Genomic DNA, 13270 nt, shown 5'->3' on the forward strand with positions numbered 1-13270 from the left:
TATGAGCGGCGCTGTCGTGCATGCTAGAGAGATCGAGCCTGCCATCGTACAAATCACGATGGAGGATCGCGTCAATAAAAACGCCTTCTCCGAAGCGCTACTGTCGGGAATCATGGGCGCCTTTCGGGCGGTCGCAGGAAACCCGGCCTATAAGGCGGTGATTCTCACGGGCTACGACTCGTATTTCTGTACCGGTGGCACGCAAGAGATGCTGCTCAAGTTGTCGACGGGGCAGGGTCAATTCACCGATTTTCCGATCTACAACCTACCGCTCACATGCGACATCCCGGTTGTGTCGGCCATGCAAGGTCACGCGATAGGCGGAGGGCTTGCGTTCGGTTTGTTCTCCGATTTCGCCGTATTGGGGCGTGAATGCGTCTACACCGCGAATTTCATGAAGTACGGGTTCACGCCCGGATTCGGCTCGACGCTCGTGATGCAGGAGAAGCTCGGGCTTCCGCTCGCGCAGGAATTGCTGATGACGGCGGCGAGCTATCGCGGGGAGGAGCTGGCGAGTCGCGGCATCGGTTTTCCCGTCGTGCCACGCGTTAGGGTTCTCGAGCACGCGATCGAATTGGCAAGGCAGCTATCGGCCAAGCCGCGTCATTCGCTCGTGACGCTGAAGGCGCACATGACGGCGCGTCTGCGCGAGGCGCTGCCCGCCGTCACCGAACGCGAAGTGGCGATGCATGAACAGACGTTTCGTCATCCGGAGGTGCAAGAACGCATCAAAAACTTGTTCGATCATTGACCGTTGGCTGTCGGCGCGCGGTGCGCAATCGAACGTATCCGTAGGTTCAATTAAACGAAGAGAGGTGTTGTGATGACACGAGATGAGGTTTTCGCATTAATCGTCGAACGTGCGCGCGAGGTTCTGCCCGATCTAAAGAACCATGAATTCAAAGACGACGATCGACTGCGCGATCTCGGAGCGAATTCGCTCGATCGCGCCGAGATCGCCATGCTGGTGTTGGAATCGCTGTCGCTGTCGATTGCGCGCGTCGAACTGTTTGGGCCGTCCAACGTGGGCGGTTTAGCGGACCTGATTCACTCGAGACTCGAAGCGCGTGCCGCATGAGCGAGGGCGGCACGCAAATATCACGTCGTGAACGGCGAATCGAAGCGATTCGAGCGCAGCGATGACCTACAAGTCGATAGGAGAGGAGCAAGAAAATGGAAGCTGAAGCGAGGGCAGCCGAGGTTTACGATTCGCTGGACGGTCAGGTCGGGCCGATTCTGTTCGGTGGCCACATGCATTGGGGCTATTGGGATCCGGCCCACGCCGACGCGAGCTTTGCCGAAGCGGCGGAGCGGCTTGCGCAGATGATGATCGCGAAAGCCGAGATGGGGCCGGGCAAAACGTTCGTCGATCTCGGCTGCGGATTCGGGCGCTCGGGAATCTTGCTTGCGAAGGAGAAGGGCTGCAACGTCGACGGCATTACGATCAGCAAGGTTCAGCAAACCGAAGCGAGCCGCCTCGCACAGGCGGATGGGCTTCAAGACAAGGTTCGGTTCGTGCACGGCAGCGCGTTGGAGTTGCCGTTCGAGGATGCAAGCTACGACGGCGGCTGGTTCTTCGAGTCGATCTTTCACATGGGACACGAGCGGGCGCTGCGCGAGGCAAGCCGAGTATTGAAGCCGGGTGCGCTGTTGCTGCTGACGGATTTGCCGCTGCTCGACCATACCTCCGAGCAATTCGAGGAATACAGTCGCGAGCGATTCAAATGCAACTATGTGGCGAAGGATGTATGGCCCGCGCTCTTGCACGATGCGGGTATGGAGTTGGTCGAGATGACCGATATTACGGAAAACGTGATGCCTTGGATCGTGCCGAAACTGAAAGAAGCGTTCGAGACGCATAAGCATGAAGTGAGGGAGATCGTAGCGGATGCCGGCGACGTATTTATTGCGCGCTGGATCAAGCTGTTCCAGTACATGAGCGAAAACCTCGGTTACATCATGCTGACCGCGCGTAAGCGTGCGAACGAATCGTAAGCGGCCGCGTAAATGCAAGTGATCCCCGCGGGACCGTTTCCCGCAGGGATCGCCGAATGTTCGCTGATTGCGCATAGGGCCCGCGCTTAAGGATTAAATGTTCTATCCTTAAACGATTTTGATTCGGTCGATCCCTTTGAGGGGATTGAGGTCGCGGAACGCGCAACATGTACTCGATATTGCCCGCATTTGTCTCGGCGCTATTTCTGTGCTTTGGCGTCTATGTATTGGCCACGGAGGGAGTCACTCGCGTATCGATCCCATTCGTGGCGATCTGCGCTACGACGTTCGTATGGCAGGGCACATGGGCCTTGTTGTTCCAGACGACGAGCGCCGATATCGCCGGCGTGCTCGTTAAAACCGGCTATTTTTTTATCTTATTCCTGCCCACCACCTTTTATCACTTCGTTACAGAGGTCGTATCGGCACGCCGCGATCGCACGATATTGCGGGTCTCCTACGGCGTTTGCGCATTGCTGGCCGTCATGTTGGCGACGGGAAACGAGGTGGTAAGCGGAATGAGCGTGCATTCGTTCGGATACTATCCCAAGGCCGGTAGGTTGCATCCGATTCATGTGATACAGACCGTCCTACTTGCCGCTCGTAGCGTTTGGCTCCTGTTGCGGGCAAAACGTGCGACAGGTGCGTCGAGTTTTCGAAACCTGTTCAATCCGTGTTTGGCCAGTTTGGCTATGTACTGCATTTCGGCAACCGACTACGCGGTCAACTACGGTTATGACTTCTATCCGATAGGCGTGATTTTCATTGCAATCAGTCCCGGTATTCTCGCAGTAGCGATCGCTCGCTACGGGCTGATGCGTCCTCGGCTGACGCTCGCAACGATCGCACACGAGGTGGCGTCGCCGCTCGCGACGATAGGTTTGCACGCGGATGAATTGCGTCTCTTGATTCCGGAGCTACTAGGCGGCTACCGATTGGCCGTCGAACATCGATTGTATACCGACAAGTCTTTCATATTGGACGACCCGGATAGGGTTGCGACGCTAGCGTCCGCGATCAGGCATCAAGTCGACAGTACGTCGACAGTCATCGAGATGTCGCTCGCCTCGCTGACCCTCAGTCGCTTGGACAAACGGCACTTTGCTTCGCATCGGCTGGAGGCGTGCGTCGAATCCGCGCTTCGCCGGTTTCCGTTTAGAACGGGGGAGCGGAACTTAGTGCGGGTTGAGAGAATCGATCCGACGATTCATTTTTTCGGATCGGACTCGCTGCTCGTATTCGTATTGTTCAATCTATTGAAGAACGGTATAGAGGCCATTCGCTCGGTCGGGAACGGCGAGATAGAGATCCGTGCCGAGCGTCGCGATGGCTTTTGTGTGTTGAGTGTCACGGACGGCGGCCCTGGGATCGCCGCCGATGTATTGCCGAGAATTTTCGAACCGTTCTATTCCACCAAGACGCACGGGCGTGGCGCGGGCGTTGGGCTGACGTTTTGCCGGAACGTGTGCGAGGCATTCGGCGGCAGCATCTCGTGCGAATCGCAATCGGGCGTATATACGACCTTTACGCTATGTCTGCCCGAGCGCGAAACGCCGGATAGCGCCGATCGCCGTCGCCCGCCGCCGTCGACGCGATCCGTCCGCGCCGGGTAAAGGTGCGCCGGTATGCGTTCCTCGAGGAGATAGGTATGAGCCTTTTGATTAAGCAGCCGCTGTTCCATCCTCTGTCCGTGCTGTTCGTCGACGACAGCGCGGATTTTCTGAACGGCTTGCGAGGCCTCTTTCGCGACCGGGCCGTCAATCGTTTTTTCACGAACCCGAATGCCGCGCTCGCTCATATCGCGTCGTTTCGTCGCGATGCTGAAGGCGTTGAGCTATCGAGTGCCGATTGCTTGGCGATCGAAAGGGGGGCCGCCAACGCGTTGGGGAAGGATCCGTTCGGCGATAGCGGGCGATTCGACGAGATTGCAGCTGTCGTCGTGGATTACGAAATGCCGCAAATGGACGGCATCCGCTTTCTTTCGTCGATCCGCGATATTCCCTGTACGAAGATTTTACTGACGGGCGTCGCAGGCAACGAGGAAGCGGTGGAGGCGTTCAATGCCGACCTCATCGATTCTTACCTTCGCAAGACCGATTCCGATATGCCGGACAAGCTCGCGCAGCTCCTCGTGGATGCGCAAAAGCGCCATTGCAAACGCAGAGGGCAGGTGAGCATGCACGAGGTGGGCTCGGCCTATGCGGACCCAAGAGTCGCACGCTTGCTCGATGAACGCGTTGCCCGCGACGGGATCGTCGAGTACTACTGGCGGCCCGATCAAAATGCCGTGCTGATGTTCGATACGGAGGGTGAGGCCAGCGTCTTCTTCGCATGGGATGAAGACGAATGGGCGTTTCAGTGCGACACCGTCGCCGATGCGGAGGGCCCGCGCTGGTTGCATCGAGCGATGACGGAGCGCCGCGTCATGCCGCTTTTTTGGCCGGACGAGGCATATCGTCCCGGTCTATCCGACATCCGGACCACCGAGTTTCATCGTGTTCCCGAATGGCCCGGCGCGTTCTATAGCGTGACTCGCCTCGACGGTTCGGAACTCGAGCCGGGCGCGCTGACTTTTGCGCAATGGCGCCAAATCCGCCGAGCCGCGATGGGGATGTCCAACGAGAGGTCTATATAGTTTTACTATTTTGCGCTTCCATTCAACCGATGAAATCGCTGCGCATCGTCGCGGCGCCCATGCTTACGTTCGTCTTGCGATTCGGTACGTAGGAGGGACTTCGATCTTCCCCGCATGGTTTCGGCGAAACAGATGAGCCACCGATTCATTGCTATAAATAGTCCGACTAGTTAAGGGTATCTATGTATTAAGGTCGCTTGCTCGGTGAGCTAGCATGGCTGCGTTCATGCATTGGCCACCGCGCGGTTCGTCGTTTTTGTGCGCGTGGGGCGCGCCGGGGCGAAGGCCGGCGCTAGCCGGCAACGGTTTGCGCCGTATCGCGAACAACATTCAGCCAACGAAAACGATGGAGGATGGGATGACGAGCGAGCGAGACGATGCGCGGGAAACGTTGCAAGAGCCGGCCGGCGACGGTGTCGAGAGCCGAACGCGGCGAGGGTTGCTGCAAGGCGCCGGACTAGGCGCGGCGTTGGCGATGATGGGCGGCATGATCTCCCCGGCGCAAGCGGCCGAGGCGCCGTTTCCGTCGCATAAGCGCTGGAAGATCGTCTTCGTCAATCATGTGACGACCAATCCGTTTTTCGTTCCGACTCAATACGGCATTCAAGACGCCTGCGCCATGTTCGACATGGACTATCAGTGGACCGGCTCGGCCAATGCCGACGTCGGCGAGATGGTCAATGCGATGAACGCGGCGATCGCAGCCAAAGCCGACGCGATCGCGGTGCCTATCGTCGATCCGAAAGCATTCGACAAGCCGATCGAAAAGGCGCTCGACGCGGGCATTCCCGTGTTCTCCTATAACGCCGACGCGCCGCGCGGCAGCACCAACGCACGGCTCGCGTATATCGGCCAGGACCTGTACCTGTCCGGCTATCAAATGGGCGAGCGTATTGCGAGCATGATCGACAGCGGCCTCGTCGCGCTGTTCATCGCGACGCCGGGCCAGCTCAACATCCAGCCGCGCTTGGACGGCGCGATGGATGCGATCAAAAAGTCCGGCAAGAAAATCGATGCCCAGATGATCGCCACGGGCGCGACCGTGAACGAAGAGCTGTCGAAGATCAAATCGTTCTATCTGGGCCACCAGGACTTGAAGGGGATGTTCGCCGTCGATGCGGGAAGCACGCAAGGCGTCGCGCAAGTGATGAAAGAGTCGAAGCTGCCGGCGAAGGGCGTGCACGGCGGCGGGTTCGACTTGTTGCCGACCACGATCCAGTTGATTCAAGAGGGCTTCCTCGACTTCACGATCGATCAGCAGCCCTATGTGCAAGGGTTCTATACCGCGATGCAAGCGTTTATCTATTTGTCGTCGGGCGGCTTGGTCGGGCCCGCGAACATCAATACCGGGCTGAAGTTCGTGACGAAGTCGAGTGTCGATCCGTACCTCAAAACGTCCACGCGTTACGAAGGCAAGAGCACGAAGGCGCAAATCGTTCCGCGCTCGGGCCCGATCAAGTCATGAGCGATAGCGTGAAGCACGCGGGCATTGCCTCGCGCCCGCGCGCGAGGTTCGGCGGTTTCGCATGGTCGGCCGAGCTACGCATCTTGCTCGTCGCCGTGGCGGTGGGCGCGTACTTCGAAACCGCCAACCACGACTTTCTGCTGACCAGCGCGAGCCTGCAAAACTTGTCGCAGTTCGTCGCACCCGCCGCGATCATCGCCTTCGGCGAGATCATGTTGATGATCGGGGGCGAAATCGACTTGTCGGCAGGCATGGTGTTCGCGTTCGCGCCGTTCATGATGGCCTTCGCACACGACGCGGGTGCGCCGATGTGGCTCGCGGTGGTAGCCGGTCTCGTCGCAGCGGGCGTCGTCGGCTTCGTAAACGGCGCGGTAACCGTATTTCTGCGATTACCGTCTTTCGTTACGACGCTCGGCACGTTGTTCCTCATCAACGGGATCACGTTGACGATCTCGCGCGGCACGCCGGTATCGACGCCGGGCGGCCCGCTCTTTACGGCCGTCATGGGCGGCTGGGGCTATAGCGAGATTTGTTGGGCCGTCGCGATCGCGCTCCTGATGCATGTGATGCTCAGGCACACGCGCTGGGGCTTGCACACGGTGGCGAGCGGGGCGAATCCGCTCGGTGCGTCGGAGGCCGGCATTCATGTGAACCGGCTCAAGCTAGGCAATTTCATTTTGGCTGCGGTGTTGGCGGGCCTCACCGGCATCCTCGAAGGCGTGCGCATTACGTCGATCGATCCGCAGGCCGGCGGCAATCAAATCATGTTCTTGGCGGTGGCCGCCGCCGTTATCGGCGGCACGCCGCTCACGGGCGGATCGGGCACGATCGTCGGCGGGCTGATCGGCGCGGCGGTGCTCGGCATGCTGAACGACGGCTTCACGCTGATCGGCATCAACGCCTTTACGTTCAACATTATCCTGGGCGCGGCGATTCTCGCCGCGATGATCTTCAATATTCACGTGGCGCGGCTCGGCCGGCGCGGGAGATCCTGATGGCCGCGAACGAGGCGCCGCTCGCGCTGCGAGCGCAAAACATCGTCAAACGCTTCGGCGCCGTCACGGCGCTCGACGGCGTCTCGCTGCACCTCGCAGACGGCGAAATCCTCGGCATTCTCGGCGACAACGGCGCGGGCAAATCCACGTTGATGAAAATCCTCACGGGCTTTCATCAACAAACGAGCGGCGAATTGTCGATTCGCGGCGAGCATACGCTGCTGCGCTCGGTCGATCATGCACGCTCGCTCGGCATCGAATGCGTCTATCAAGACTTGGCGCTGGCCAATTCGCTGAGCATCTATCACAACATGTTTTTGAACCGGGAGATCGTCTACCCCGGGCCGATCCGCTTTCTCAATCATCGCGCGATGCGCGAGCGCGCGGCGCAATGTCTCGAGGATATCGGCGTGCACGTGCCGTCGGTGACGATGCCGGTCGAACGGCTCTCGGGCGGCCAGCGCCAAGCGATCGCGGTGGCCCGTGCGGTCAACTCGAATGCGCGCATCCTCTTGCTCGACGAACCGCTCGCGGCGATGGGCGCGCGTGAAGCGAGCCTCATCATCGATTTGATCTTGCGATTGAAAGAGAAGGGCGGGCTGTCTATCGTGATGATCATGCACAACTATGCGCAGACGCTCGATATCGCCGATCGCATCATGCTGATGCAGCGTGGGCGCGTGACGTACGAGCAGCGCAGCGCGAACACCTCGGTGCCCGAGCTCATGGACATCGTGCGCCGCGAATACCGCGCGATGCGCGAGGCCACGAACGGTCCTCGCGTTTGATCGTGCTGTTGATCGTAATCGCGCCGCGCATCGCGTGCGCGGCGTCCGCGATCACTTCGTTTTTGCGGCTGTGGCGAGCTTGTCCGCCGCTTGTTGGGCCGTCTCGTCCTTGCTGACCCAGTAGTTGCCGATGACGTCGTAAAACGCGCCTTCCACGGCCGGGCTAACCAACATATCGTGCGCCCACGACGGTACGAGCCCGCCCGATGCCGCCGCCGATTTGAAGTCGGCCGACGAGCGCTTCGCGCAATCGTCGAACTTGGCCAAGCTCAAGTCCTGGCGAACCGGAATCGATCCCTTGTTGAGGTTGAACGCTTCTTGGAAGGCGGGGCTCATGAGTAGGCCCGCCATATCTTTTTGGCCTTTCTCCACGCCGGGCGTTTTCACCTTGAAGAAGACGAAGCTATCGACATTGAACGTGAAGTCTTTTTGCGTGCCCGGCGCCGCTACGCACAAATAGTCTTTGCCGGGCACCTTGCCCGCGACCGTGAATTCGCCCTTGGCCCAGTCGCCCATGAATTGCATGGCCGCCCGGCCGTTGATGACCATGGCGGTTGCCATATTCCAGTCGCGGCCGACTTGTCCTTCGTCCGTGTAGGCCTTGATGCGTTTGAACGTCTCGAGTGCCTTGACCATCGTCGGTCCTTTCAACGTCGCTTGATCGAGATCGACGAACGCTTTCTTATAGAAATCGGCGCCGCCCACGCCGAGTGCGACCGTCTCGAACGTCTCCGCTTCCTGCCAAGGCTGTCCGCCGATCGCGACCGGCGTGATGCCGGCCTTCTTCAGCGCATCGCCTACCTTGAAGAAATCGTCCCACGTCGCGGGCGGCTGCGCGCCCACTTTGTTCAATGCGGCGGCATTGATCCAAAGCCAGTTGACGCGGTGCACGTTGACGGGCGCGCCCACATACTGGCCTTTGTATTTCATGATGCTGGCGATTTCCGGCGGTAGCAGATGGTCCCAGTTGCCCGCCTTTGCGACGTCGTCGATCGAGAGCAACACGTCCTGGTCCGCCCACTCCTTGATGGCGGGGCCTTTGATTTGAGCCGCGGCGGGAGGGTTGCCCGCGACCACGCGCGTCTTGAGCGCCGTCATTGCATTGCCGCCTCCACCGCCCGCCACCGCGAAATCCACCCACGTATCGCCTTTTTGCTCGAGCATCTGTTTGAGCAGCTGGGCCGATTTGGCCTCGCCGCCCGAGGTCCAGTAATGGAGCACCTCGACCGATGCGGCGTGTGTTTGGGTGGTCGCAAGTGTCGCCGCGGCGGCCGCGCAGGCGGTCAAGACGGCGACGAGGCGCGGCGTGCGGGTGCGCAAATGACGAGTCGAACGCATGGAGGGTGCTCCCATCGCCGGCTGGCGGCGGATATGGTTGATCTGATCGATGGTTTTTCCGGCCAATGATGGTAGCGCTAACATTCCGGGGCCCACACTAGGAGGAACCCTGCATGGGCGGCGCGAGGTTTTGGCCCGCGTGCAAACCGGCGATACTCTCGTCATGACGACGATCAAACGCACTCAGCCGGCCGATGTGCCCGGCGATAAAAGGCCGACTGCCGGCGGCAGCCGCCGCAGGCCCAGCGGCCGCGCGACGCTCGATGACGTCGCGCGTGACGCGCAGGTCAGCACCATGACCGTGTCGCGGGCGTTGCGCGACCCGTCGCTGGTTTCGCCGGCTGCTCGCGAACGGATCGAGGCGGCTGTGCGCCAGCTCGGCTACATCCCGAATTTGGCCGCGCGCACGCTTGCTTCGGCGCGCTCGAAGCTGATCGGCGTCTTGGTGCCTTCGTTATCGAACGCCGTCTTCGTCGAAACGCTCGCGGGCGTGCAAGACTGCGTGGGTGCCGCCGGCTATCAGTTGCTGATCGGCAATACAGGCTACTCGCCGGCCCGGCAAGCGCAATTGCTGTCGGCCTATCTCGCGCACGCACCCGACGGTTTTCTCGTGGCGGGCATCGACGATTCGAAGACCGTTCGCGAGCACTTGAAGGCATCGGGGGTGCCGCTCGTGCACATGTACGACTTGGCGCCGCAGGGGGAGTGGTCGGTCGGTTTTTCTCAGCGCAAGGCCGGACATGTGATCGGAGCGCACGTGGCGAGCCGCGGCGCGAAGCGGCCCGGATTCATCGCCGCGCAGCTCGATCCACGCACGATGCAGCGGCGAGCAGGCTACCGGCGCGCATTGCGCGAGGCCGGGCTCGACGCCGGCCTCGAGGTCCTGACGAAGGCGCCATCGAGCGTCGATTTGGGCTGTACGTTGCTGCGCTCGCTGCTGACCGAGGCGCCTGATTGCGACGCCGTCTTTTGCTGCAACGACGACCTCGCGCTCGGGGCGTTGTTCGAATGCCAGCGTTTGGGGATCGAGGTGCCGCACGATTTGGCGATCGTCGGATTCAACGATTTGCCTTTCGCCGCGGTCGCTTCACCGACGATCACGACCGTCGCGACGCCGCGTTACGCAGTTGGGTTTGAAGCGGCGCGGATGCTGCTGCGAATCATAGACGGCGATACGCCCGAACAACGCCGCATGGATATGGGCTTCCAACTCGTCGTGCGCGAGAGCGCTTGATCTTAGCGTGTCGCGCGCCGCGGCGAGAGCGCTTTGCTTGCTTTGACGAGCGGGCCGTGACGGACTTCGTCCACTACGTATTCGACGAACGCGGCCACGCGCGGCGGCAAGTGTTTTCTAGCCGCGTAGTAGATGCAAATGGGACTGCGTTGCGCGGTGTATTGCGGCAGCACCACACGCAACTTTCCGGCGGCGACGAGGGGCGCGGCGTGATGCACGCCGAGCAGCGCAATGCCGCAGCCGCCAACCGCGAGTTCGGTGACCGCCTCGGAGTCGGTGACCGCCAGCCGCGTGCTTGCCTCGAAGACGATTTCCTTGCTTCGCGCACGCAATTTCCAACTGGCTACACGCCCCGTACGCGGCGATCGAAAGACAATGTGTCGATGGTTCGCGAGTGCTTCGATGGACTCGGGTTCTCCCGCGCGCTCGAGGTACGCCGGCGCCGCGCACAGCACTAGCGTAAGCGGCAACAGCGTTCGTGCGACGAGGCCCGAGTCGGCATCGTGCATCTGCCCGATGGCGCAATCGTATCCTTCCGCGATCAAGTCGACCGCGCGGTTTTCGAAACGTAAATCGAGCGCGATGTCGGGGTAGCGTTCTTGGAATCCCCGCAACAAAGGCAGGATGCCGTTCCGGCTGAATGCCATCGGCAGCGACACTTTGACCGTACCCGCCAGCTGTGTTTCGTCGGAACTCAGTGAGGCGATCGCGTCGTCGATTTGCCGCGCAGGTTCACGCACCATCGCATAGAGCCGACGGCCTTCGTCGGTCACTGACAGCCTACGCGTCGTTCGCTGAAAAAGCCGGCGGCCGAGGAACGATTCGAGCATGCCGATTTGCTTGCTGACGGCACCTGGCGTCACGCCCAATTCGCGGCCGGCCGTGGAGAAGTTCGTCGATTCGACCGTGGCCGCGAACGTGCGCAGGGCTTTGAGCAAATCGATGGAAGCGTTGCCTTCCGGTTTCATTTGATACCTATGCTCATAACTGTTTTTCTACCGTCGATTATAGACCTGGGCTCTTCCGATACCCAGAATGGGTCATCTCGCATGCTAGGTGAGTAGGCCTGCGCGATGCGTATTCGATCGTCGAGCATCGAGGCGGCCGTACGGGTTTGCGCGGCACTCGATCACAATCAATAGGAGGGGGCATGAGAATCGGAATCATTGGGGCGGGAAACGTGGGAATCGGCGTGGCGAGGCGGCTCATCGCCAAAGGGCATGCCGTGATGCTGAGCTTTTGTTTGGACATGGACAGGTTGGCCTCTACGGCGGCGGGTTTGCGCGCTCGCGTCGGCACGGTGTCGGAGGCCGTGGAGTTTGCCGATGTGGTTGTATTGGCGGTCCCCTGGGGCGTTGTGCCGGAAGCGCTTTCACAGGTCGGCACGGAGCCGCCTCAGCGCATTCTCTGGGATTGCACGAATGCGCTCAAACCCGATTTGAGCGGCTTGGCGATCGGGACCGAGACGTCCGGCGGCGAAGAGGTCGCGAAGCTCGCGCCGTGGGCGAGCGTGGTGAAAGCGATTCCGCCGTTCGCGCAAATGCTGCATTCGCCGAATATGCTGATCGGCGATAAGCGTACCGACGTATTCGTCTGCGGCGACGACGAAAATGCGCGGACGGTCGTCTCGCGCTTGGTGCGTGAGATCGACGCGCAACCGATCGATGCCGGACCGCTTTCGCTCGCTCGATACGCGGAACCGGCCGCGATGTTGCTCGTTACGCTTGCGTATGCGCGCAATTGGGGACCGCGAATCGGCATGTCGGTTTTGCGCGGCGATCCGGCGCAAGGCCCGCTGCACGGCGTTTGACAGGGTCTACGGGACGCTTGCGCTGCGCGGCTCGAGTGCGTACGGGACGCGATACGGGATGCGTTGCGCGCAACGTTCGGCGCCGCGAGCGATGCGAGATGGGTTCGCCGTTGCGCCCGTTTGCTCGAAATCTTCGTATGCAAATGTCCGGACGTGCGGCAACTAGGCGTCGACGCTGATACTATTGTCGTCCGATTCAGGTTTGCGGTGACAGGACAGAGCATGGGTTTCGAGCAACTGGCGGCGCTCAAGGCGCAGCTGACGAAGGAAGCGAAGTTGAAAAAGCAGCAGGAACGCACGGCCGACAAGCCGGCGCCCGCTGCGAAGCAGGCGCAGAAGCCGGGCGGTAGGCCCGCCGGAAAGCCCGCTGGGAAAATGGAACGCCCGGCACGGCCGGCTCGTTCCGGCGCTCAGCCGCGCGCGAACGAGAAGACGACCCCGGTCGATCCCGTCGTTCGTGTCATCGGAAAGCTGCAAAAGCGTTTCCCCGCGGCTTTCCCGAAGAATCCGGCCCCGAAAGTGCCGTTGAAGGTCGGCATCCTCGCGGATCTGATCGCGCAGGGGGGCGATTTGCAATTGAGCGAGGCCGAGATTCGCGAGGCGGTGAGCACGTGGTGTCGAGGAAGCCGATACTGGGCTTGCTTGACCGATGGCGCGGCGCGTGTCGATTTGGCGGGTGAACCGGCAGGCACGGTGACCGCGCGCGATGCTGCATTCGCACGCAACCAGGCCAAGGGCGGCCCGGGCGGGCGCCGTAAGCCGCAGGCAAAGCCGAATGCCGCTCAAGCCGACGCAAGCCAAGCCGACGCGAGCGAAGCGCAAGCAAGCCAAGTTGAAGCAAGCGAAGCTCAGCTGACGACGGATAGTAGCGAAGCTGCGGAGCACCAAGAGGCGAAGCCCGTCGAATCCGGCGTTGGGCAACCGGGCGCCGACGGCTCCCCGGATTGAGCATCGCGTACTTTCCGCATTCGCGTAGTAAAGCGCAGACCGATGCAAAGCGGAGCCGGGCA

General features: G+C 61.1%; 13 protein-coding genes. 11 read left to right on the top strand and 2 right to left on the bottom strand.

Annotation, left to right across the window (positions count from 1 at the left end):
- The first annotated feature begins 1 nt into the window (after position 1).
- The 8 genes from AB1286_RS19395 to AB1286_RS19430 all read left to right on the top strand — a co-directional run bounded on the left by AB1286_RS19395 (position 2) and on the right by AB1286_RS19430 (position 7878).
- On the top strand, positions 2-751 hold the full coding sequence (locus AB1286_RS19395; RefSeq protein WP_430364787.1) for a polyketide synthase: 750 nt from the start codon (positions 2-4) through the stop codon (positions 749-751).
- A gap of 72 nt (positions 752-823) precedes the next feature.
- The gene (locus AB1286_RS19400; protein ID WP_430365126.1) at positions 824-1078 is read left to right on the top strand and encodes an acyl carrier protein; all 255 of its coding nucleotides are present in this window, start codon (positions 824-826) and stop codon (positions 1076-1078) included.
- Between the two features lie 95 nt (positions 1079-1173).
- Positions 1174-1995: an SAM-dependent methyltransferase gene (locus tag AB1286_RS19405; protein WP_430364788.1), complete on the top strand. Its 822-nt coding sequence runs from the start codon at positions 1174-1176 to the stop codon at positions 1993-1995.
- Between the two features lie 167 nt (positions 1996-2162).
- Positions 2163-3608, top strand: coding sequence for an ATP-binding protein (locus AB1286_RS19410; RefSeq protein WP_430364789.1), 1446 nt, complete (start codon positions 2163-2165; stop codon positions 3606-3608).
- 35 nt (positions 3609-3643) lie between these two features.
- A complete protein-coding gene (locus AB1286_RS19415) occupies positions 3644-4630 on the top strand; it encodes a response regulator (RefSeq protein WP_430364790.1) in 987 nt (328 codons plus the stop codon).
- 358 nt (positions 4631-4988) lie between these two features.
- The gene (locus tag AB1286_RS19420) at positions 4989-6095 is read left to right on the top strand and encodes a sugar ABC transporter substrate-binding protein (protein ID WP_430364791.1); all 1107 of its coding nucleotides are present in this window, start codon (positions 4989-4991) and stop codon (positions 6093-6095) included.
- Positions 6092-7090 carry an ABC transporter permease gene (locus AB1286_RS19425; protein WP_430364792.1) on the top strand — a complete coding sequence of 333 codons (999 nt, stop codon included), beginning with the start codon at positions 6092-6094 and terminating at the stop codon, positions 7088-7090. The genes AB1286_RS19420 and AB1286_RS19425 overlap by 4 nt, the downstream gene beginning before the upstream one ends.
- Positions 7090-7878: an ATP-binding cassette domain-containing protein gene (locus AB1286_RS19430; RefSeq protein ID WP_430364793.1), complete on the top strand. Its 789-nt coding sequence runs from the start codon at positions 7090-7092 to the stop codon at positions 7876-7878. Before AB1286_RS19425 ends, AB1286_RS19430 begins: the two co-directional genes overlap by 1 nt.
- A 51-nt stretch (positions 7879-7929) precedes the next feature.
- Here the strand turns inward: AB1286_RS19430 and AB1286_RS19435 are convergent, their stop codons facing one another.
- Positions 7930-9216: an ABC transporter substrate-binding protein gene (locus AB1286_RS19435; protein ID WP_430364794.1), complete on the bottom strand. Its 1287-nt coding sequence runs from the start codon at positions 9214-9216 to the stop codon at positions 7930-7932.
- A gap of 163 nt (positions 9217-9379) precedes the next feature.
- Here AB1286_RS19435 and AB1286_RS19440 point away from each other — a divergent pair, with 163 nt between their 5' ends.
- Positions 9380-10450: a LacI family DNA-binding transcriptional regulator gene (locus AB1286_RS19440; RefSeq protein ID WP_430364795.1), complete on the top strand. Its 1071-nt coding sequence runs from the start codon at positions 9380-9382 to the stop codon at positions 10448-10450.
- A 2-nt stretch (positions 10451-10452) separates the two neighbouring features.
- Here AB1286_RS19440 and AB1286_RS19445 read toward each other — a convergent pair whose 3' ends face one another.
- Positions 10453-11418, bottom strand: a complete 966-nt coding sequence (locus tag AB1286_RS19445; RefSeq protein ID WP_430364796.1) for a LysR family transcriptional regulator — start codon at positions 11416-11418, stop codon at positions 10453-10455.
- A 182-nt stretch (positions 11419-11600) separates the two neighbouring features.
- Between AB1286_RS19445 and AB1286_RS19450 the strand changes: the two genes are divergently transcribed.
- Both AB1286_RS19450 and AB1286_RS19455 read left to right on the top strand, forming a co-directional pair.
- Entirely contained in the window at positions 11601-12260 is a 660-nt protein-coding gene (locus tag AB1286_RS19450) for an NADPH-dependent F420 reductase (protein WP_430364797.1), read from the top strand.
- Between the two features lie 222 nt (positions 12261-12482).
- Positions 12483-13208: a ProQ/FinO family protein gene (locus AB1286_RS19455; RefSeq protein ID WP_430364798.1), complete on the top strand. Its 726-nt coding sequence runs from the start codon at positions 12483-12485 to the stop codon at positions 13206-13208.
- Positions 13209-13270 lie beyond the last annotated feature (62 nt).

It is taken from the genome of Trinickia sp. NRRL B-1857 (assembly GCF_050470685.1).
Lineage (GTDB): Bacteria > Pseudomonadota > Gammaproteobacteria > Burkholderiales > Burkholderiaceae > Trinickia.

What these genes read in the sequence shown, in the direction of transcription:
- AB1286_RS19395 (WP_430364787.1), top strand. Translation starts at nt 2, where the DNA reads ATGAGCGGCGCTGTCGTGCATGCTAGAGAGATCGAGCCTGCCATCGTA.
- AB1286_RS19400 (WP_430365126.1), top strand. Translation starts at nt 824, where the DNA reads ATGACACGAGATGAGGTTTTCGCATTAATCGTCGAACGTGCGCGCGAG.
- AB1286_RS19405 (WP_430364788.1), top strand. Translation starts at nt 1,174, where the DNA reads ATGGAAGCTGAAGCGAGGGCAGCCGAGGTTTACGATTCGCTGGACGGT.
- AB1286_RS19410 (WP_430364789.1), top strand. Translation starts at nt 2,163, where the DNA reads ATGTACTCGATATTGCCCGCATTTGTCTCGGCGCTATTTCTGTGCTTT.
- AB1286_RS19415 (WP_430364790.1), top strand. Translation starts at nt 3,644, where the DNA reads ATGAGCCTTTTGATTAAGCAGCCGCTGTTCCATCCTCTGTCCGTGCTG.
- AB1286_RS19420 (WP_430364791.1), top strand. Translation starts at nt 4,989, where the DNA reads ATGACGAGCGAGCGAGACGATGCGCGGGAAACGTTGCAAGAGCCGGCC.
- AB1286_RS19425 (WP_430364792.1), top strand. Translation starts at nt 6,092, where the DNA reads ATGAGCGATAGCGTGAAGCACGCGGGCATTGCCTCGCGCCCGCGCGCG.
- AB1286_RS19430 (WP_430364793.1), top strand. Translation starts at nt 7,090, where the DNA reads ATGGCCGCGAACGAGGCGCCGCTCGCGCTGCGAGCGCAAAACATCGTC.
- AB1286_RS19435 (WP_430364794.1), bottom strand. Translation starts at nt 9,216, where the DNA reads ATGCGTTCGACTCGTCATTTGCGCACCCGCACGCCGCGCCTCGTCGCC.
- AB1286_RS19440 (WP_430364795.1), top strand. Translation starts at nt 9,380, where the DNA reads ATGACGACGATCAAACGCACTCAGCCGGCCGATGTGCCCGGCGATAAA.
- AB1286_RS19445 (WP_430364796.1), bottom strand. Translation starts at nt 11,418, where the DNA reads ATGAAACCGGAAGGCAACGCTTCCATCGATTTGCTCAAAGCCCTGCGC.
- AB1286_RS19450 (WP_430364797.1), top strand. Translation starts at nt 11,601, where the DNA reads ATGAGAATCGGAATCATTGGGGCGGGAAACGTGGGAATCGGCGTGGCG.
- AB1286_RS19455 (WP_430364798.1), top strand. Translation starts at nt 12,483, where the DNA reads ATGGGTTTCGAGCAACTGGCGGCGCTCAAGGCGCAGCTGACGAAGGAA.